This window comes from Porphyromonas sp. CAG:1061 (assembly GCF_000435035.1).
Classification (GTDB): domain Bacteria; phylum Bacteroidota; class Bacteroidia; order Bacteroidales; family Porphyromonadaceae; genus Porphyromonas_A; species Porphyromonas_A somerae.
Genome location: NZ_HF988946.1, coordinates 24,437 through 30,398, shown reverse-complemented (window position 1 = coordinate 30,398; position 5,962 = coordinate 24,437). Strand labels below are relative to the sequence as shown.

Here is a 5,962-nt window from a genome sequence, read left to right as displayed (position 1 = left end):
CCGCCATACCAGCTGCAGCGATGATCACTTTAATACCACGCCCCTCAGCTTGCTTAGCAAAAGTCTCTACCTGCTCTGGAGTCCTATGTGCCGACAAGGCGTGTACCTCATAAGGCACCTCCATCTGCTCTAGTAGGTCAATTGCTTTTTGCATTACAGGCAAGTCACTAGTACTGCCCATAATAATGCTTACTCTTGGCTGTAAAGACATCTCTTACTAATATATTAATAGGGTGTAAACAGAGCTATGGGCTCTCTTACTTCTGGATAAGTGCCTTGTACTCCTCAGCACTCATCAGATCACCAACCTGATCAGGATCCTCAAGGGTCACCTTAATAATCCAACCTTTTCCGTATGGATCGCTATTCACAAGCTCAGGAGCGTCCTCGAGCTCTTCGTTAAACTCATCTACAGTAAATGCTACTGGAGTAAGAAGGTCAGAAACAGTCTTCACTGCCTCAATTGAGCCAAAAGCCTCACCCGCTGCGATGTCCTCACCTACGCTATCCTCCACATCTACATATACGATCTCACCAAGCTCGCTCTGAGCGAAGTCTGTGATACCTACAGTGGCCTTGTCGCCTTCTATAAGGAACCATTCGTGATCCTTGCTGTACTTCAAGTTCTCTGGAAAATTCATAACTGCGTCTTTTGTTTTTAGTTTTGTTTTGATTTACAACTTTTATTCGCCAAAGTTACCAAACTTTTCTCAATCTCGCAATAGGTATGCCCAAACCATCTCTATACTTAGCTATTGTTCGGCGTGCTACGGTAAATCCCTCCTCCTTTAATTTGTGTCGGAGAGCTTCGTCGGAAAGGGGATTATTCTTATCCTCCTCCTCAATCAATTGCTTCAATAACTGCTTTACCGAATGCGTAGTCACCTCATCTCCGTCATCATTGGTGATACCCTCAGAGAAGAGTTGTTTCAAAGGGATGATCCCGAAATCGGTTTGCACATACTTGGTACTAGTCACTCTGGAGATGGTACTGACATCATACCCTACTATATCGGCCACATCCTGAAGAATCATCGGCTTAAGCAACGCCACATCACCCGTAAGAAAGTAGTCGCGCTGCAATCGGACAATCGCCATCATGGTAGTAATGAGGGTATTATTGCGTTGCTTGATCATCTCCACAAACCCGCGAGCGTCATCAAGCTTCTGCCTAACAAATCGACTTGCTTCACGCTCCTCCTTACCCTTAGGTTCTCTTTGAGTAAGTTCCTGTAGCTGCTCCTCAAACTCATGGCTTACTCTTACCTCGGGTATATCACCACTATGGAGTGTCACCAGAAGTTCCCCATCGCGCTCAGTAACCTCAAAGTCGGGTATCACCGTCATCAGCGTATCCTGCAACTTACTAGAAAAGTCTAGCCCTGGACTGGGATTGAGACTAGTAATCAAACGGATAGCTGCCCTTAGCTCCTCCTCACTTGCTTTAGTACTTTCTGAAAGACGGTCAATCTGCTTGTGAGTCAACTCATCAAAGTGGTCTCTCACAAGCTTTCGCGCTAGTTGCACCACTTCGGTAGGCTTACGACGCTCCAATTGTAGCATCAGGCACTCCTGTAGAGAGCGAGCTGCTATCCCTGCAGGCTCCAAACTCTGCACTACACTCAATATATATATAAGGTGTGCTTCCGATATTTCTACACCCTGGTAGATTGCTAAATCGTCCGAAATACCCAGCAGTGATCGCCGGAGATAACCATCATCATCTAGGCTACCAACGAGGAAACTAGCAATTTGCTGATCTCGTTCACTCAATTCGGTTAGTGGTAATTGCTCATTCAGAGACTCTTGGAGACTCTGCTCCTCTGCAAAAGGAATCTCATCAGCACCTTTCTGCCCTTCATAGTAGCGACGCAGAGTGGTCTCAGGGATGTCATCCACATCTGCATAGTCATCCATGGAGATCTCCTCCTCTGATTGCATCTCGTCAGACTGGCTGTCAAGAGGCTCATCAGGATCCGAGTCATGCCCCTCCTCCAATGCTGGGTTTTCGATCAGCTCCTGTTTGACACGCTCAGCTAGCTCCGTATGAGGAAGCATCACCATATTCATCACCTGTATCTGCCAGGTGGAGAGGTTTTGCGCGAGCTTTTGCTTTAGCTTACTACTATGACCATCGGTCGTCATAATTCTGTCACTTTGACTTGAGTTCCTCTACAATCTGAGCCACCCTCTCACCAATACCGATGGTATAACCTTGGGAGATAAATACCACTCTATTGAATGTATCTGCAATGATCACCACTGGTTTATCCAACCTGCCAGATAGCTCGTTGCTCTTCACGAAGTCGTACTCTATATCCCATTTATCCTCACCCCAAATTGCTTCTGGTAATAGCGACTTCAGCTCAGCAGAGGGATCATTGATAAGTACCACAGTAGGCAACAAAAGCTTTCCATCAGCCCCCTTTATCGCTTGCATATCTCGCAGGATGTGATCGGTAGGCTCATGATGGGCACGTCCTAAAATAAGGAGATAATACCCACGCCCAGTAGAACTAATAAGTGACTTATCGCTATCGCTAGTTAGATCGTGGTAAAGAGACTCGGCATTAAGGCTTCCTATTACACCAATTGCTGTTTCATCTCGATCAAAAAGGAGAGGAGCGACCTTGCCACACTCCTGTTTTCGCAGTGCCATCAATACCGCACCATTGGCAAGCCTTGTACCAGTAAGAAGGTAATTTCTATCATGGAGAAGCTTAGCTCCTGAGACTTGATCATATGGAAGCTGCCAATCAAAGCCATAAGTAGATAGCTGTCCCCCATCATCGACATAGCCTACTGAAAAGTTGGTCTCATACTTAGGTGTCTTAAGGTATCCTTCAGGCTTATAGGAGAGCAGAAGCTGGCAGTCGGCACTGACCTCTTCACTTTCAGTTTTTTCTTTGAATGGCAAAATCTCTGCACGCTGTTGCTCGTCCTTGAAAAGAATCACACCATTAGCTGTGTCGTACTTCGCAGAGATACCCGCTGTACGAAGCAAACGCACCAATAGCACCTGAAGGCTACGCAAATCACCAACTTTATACTGCCACACAGTTGCTGGGCTCATTACAATTCCCCTCGGATTATATGACTCATCAACCTTAAATCCATCAACTACCATTGCAAGCGTCTTGGCCTTTTGAGCTATAGTGAGAGTTTTCCACTCTGGGTGAGCACTCTTTATCTCCTTGATCGCTTCATCGAGTTGCTTCTGGACAGGATAGAGATGCTCCAACATCACTCTAGGAGAGAATAGTTCGGCATCACTCCATTGAGCAGAGGTGAGATCACGCGACAAAGTCTCTCTCAGCACGTCAATATTGACATCATGGAGATCCTTATCGGTCAGGGAGGCTAATATCGCCATCGCTTCTTGGACTTTACCCTGCTGTGCCGAAGATCTCAAGAAGTCGGCAATTTCCCTATGATAGCCACGACTTTCCTTATACAGACGTGATAACTGTGTTGCTTTTTCGCCAGAAAGTCCCAGCTCTTTAGCCAATGAATTTGCCTGTTCATCAGTAGGGAAGGTATCGGTATATGATTGGCGAAGGGCATTATTTTCCTCCATTCGCTCAGCGTTGATGTGCTCCATCTCCTCCGTGACGGCAATTTGGGGTACTCTCTCAATAGGAGGTGTGATGGTCAGATGCATCTCAGAGGGGACCTCACTCCAATCACCTAGAGTAAGCTTCAGAGTACCACCGCCCTCTTTATTAGTGAGTTTGCCTATCGCCATCTCCTGCGGACTACGACTAGCCACCACCACTACATCACCAAAACCTAGCTCTACCGAGGCTTCACCCAATCGATTGGTAGTGCGAGTTACAGCAGGATAGAGATCGGCATAGTTATAAATTCTAAAGGTCACCTTAACCCCCTCCAGTGGCTTTCCCTCTTTATCCACTACGGTCACCATCGCTGGAGCTACAGGGATATAATTCTCAGAGACGTTGAGCTCAGTCGTATTGAGATCAGCGCCAAGCCACTCTTCCTTACCCACATACGGTCCGAAAGCCCTGGTATGCAAGAGCATCGCCCTAAGCACTGGAGCATCAAACCAAGCGTGGTCTAGTACAGGAGCAGGCTCACTGGCTCCTAAATAGTGCCATTCGCCATCTACCCACGCCTCGACCCAAGCGTGATTATCATCAGTATGTGCCCACCTTGGAGTGTATACTTGCCGAGCGGGGATACCTACTGTACGCAATACTGAAACAAAAAAGGTACTCTGCTCCCCGCACCGCCCTAGCGCATTTCGAAGAGTAGCCAAAGGCGAAGAGGTACGACCATCACTAGGAGCATAAGTAATGTGTTGATGAGCCCAGTGATTGAGCTCTATCACTGCCTGCTCCATGGTCATATCCTTCACAAGATCTCTAAGCTCCTCATAGTAGGTAGTGCGAAAGTCGTCAAGAATTTCATTATTCACCCTTAGTGGTAAGACAAAAGCTCTCCACTGATCGAGTGGCACGCTACTTCCCCATGGAAGCTCCTGACGCGCTTTGATTGCCACATCGATATTGGCTCGATAAAACTCAGGGGAATGATCCAATATATCAGGAGTATAAGAATAGGCATAGAGCCAAGTCATTGCTGCCTTTTCATTTGAAGTGAGAGAGTCACCAAAGTCAATAGCTTCAATACCCAAGTATGCCAACTTATCGGAGAGTGCACTTTCGGCACTACGCACTACCTCACTAGAGAATAGCGACTCATTTTTACTCTCAGCTCCCCCACAAGCCACAAGAGCTAAAGAAAGCCATAACGCTGAAGTCACAGCAAGACATTTAAAATTCCTTATAAGCTTCATAAGTATCATTTACGATGACAAATTGATCAAGTGCTCAAATGTACTCATTTTTAATGACACTCCAAGCCACCACCCCAAGTAAGTAGAGGCTACACCTTAGAAAGGCCATTATCGTACGACGTTCATAGTGGCAGAAGTCTCTTTGTTAAGAAAAAGAAAATCGAGATGTCAGGGGAGATTATCTGCCGAAGTTTTTGTATATTTGAAAAGCAAATCAAAGACCAGAAACAGATACATATGTAATGATAAACGACCATAAACTACCAACCAAAAAGGATCAAGCCGACTTTGAAAAAGAGCTCGTTGGCCTACAGCCAAATATGTACAGCTTTGCTCTCTCATTAACCGCTAATCCCACAAATGCCGAAGACTTGATGCAAGAGACCTCGCTCAGGGTGCTGGATAATAGAGACAAGTATCGACCCAACACCAACTTCAAAGGGTGGGTATTTACCGTGATGCGCAACCTCTTTATTAATAGCTACCACAGAAGCGTTCGGACCAATAATATTATTGATGACTCTGCCGACCTCTCCTATATTGGTAGCCAAAGAGATACAGAGGGTCTTGGGGCTCCCGATCACGAGCTAAGTCTTAAAGAGATCAATCAAGCAATAGAGGCATTAGACGAATTGTATCAGATCCCATTTTCACTCTACCTTTCGGGCTTTAAATATAAGGAGATAGCCGATCAACTTGATCTCCCAATAGGGACAATCAAAAGCCGAATATTCTTTGCTCGTAAGCAGCTTCAAGAGCAATTGAGTGACTATCGGTAAATCCACATTATAAGTGACCTAAAATGGCACCTTAAGAGTTTATTCTTAGGGTGCCATTCCTTTTAATGTTAGAGAAACAGAAAATTTACAAGTCAAAAGTCTTTGCAATTGAAATTTTTAGTGTATATTTGCCAACAAAGGGAATTAACGGGAGTGAATGAGAGGTCATTGCTCCAAGTGTTGCATAAGCTAACTAGCATATAGTATGAAGATATAGCCAACTTGAAAGCAAAATAGGCGCCTCCAAGTTTGGACAACGATAGTAAGGGTTGGCAAGAGCCCTTGCTCGGGTGTTGACCTTGGTTGACATTCGATACATTTGGGATTTTAAATGATGATTGCAGTCACCTCGACGCCTGGAAGG

At 45.6% G+C, this 5,962-nt stretch carries 5 protein-coding genes; 1 reads left to right on the top strand and 4 read right to left on the bottom strand.

Annotation, left to right across the window (positions count from 1 at the left end; genetic code table 11):
- The 4 genes from QVO39_RS08195 to QVO39_RS08180 form a co-directional block, all read right to left on the bottom strand.
- The coding region (locus tag QVO39_RS08195) for an AIR carboxylase family protein (RefSeq protein WP_288171944.1) at positions 1-211 on the bottom strand (211 nt) is incomplete at its 3' end.
- Positions 212-257: 46 nt separating this feature from the next.
- Entirely contained in the window at positions 258-641 is a 384-nt protein-coding gene (gene gcvH / locus QVO39_RS08190; RefSeq protein WP_018027591.1) for a glycine cleavage system protein GcvH, read from the bottom strand.
- 55 nt (positions 642-696) lie between these two features.
- Positions 697-2,145, bottom strand: a complete 1,449-nt coding sequence (gene rpoN / locus QVO39_RS08185) for an RNA polymerase factor sigma-54 (protein ID WP_021903762.1) — start codon at positions 2,143-2,145, stop codon at positions 697-699.
- 7 nt (positions 2,146-2,152) lie between these two features.
- Positions 2,153-4,786, bottom strand: coding sequence for a transglutaminase domain-containing protein (locus QVO39_RS08180; protein ID WP_288171943.1), 2,634 nt, complete (start codon positions 4,784-4,786; stop codon positions 2,153-2,155).
- A 275-nt stretch (positions 4,787-5,061) separates the two neighbouring features.
- Here QVO39_RS08180 and QVO39_RS08175 point away from each other — a divergent pair, with 275 nt between their 5' ends.
- Positions 5,062-5,598 (top strand): RNA polymerase sigma factor, encoded by a 537-nt coding sequence (locus tag QVO39_RS08175; RefSeq protein ID WP_018027594.1) that lies wholly within the window; start codon positions 5,062-5,064, stop codon positions 5,596-5,598.
- The last annotated feature ends 364 nt before the right edge of the window (positions 5,599-5,962 follow it).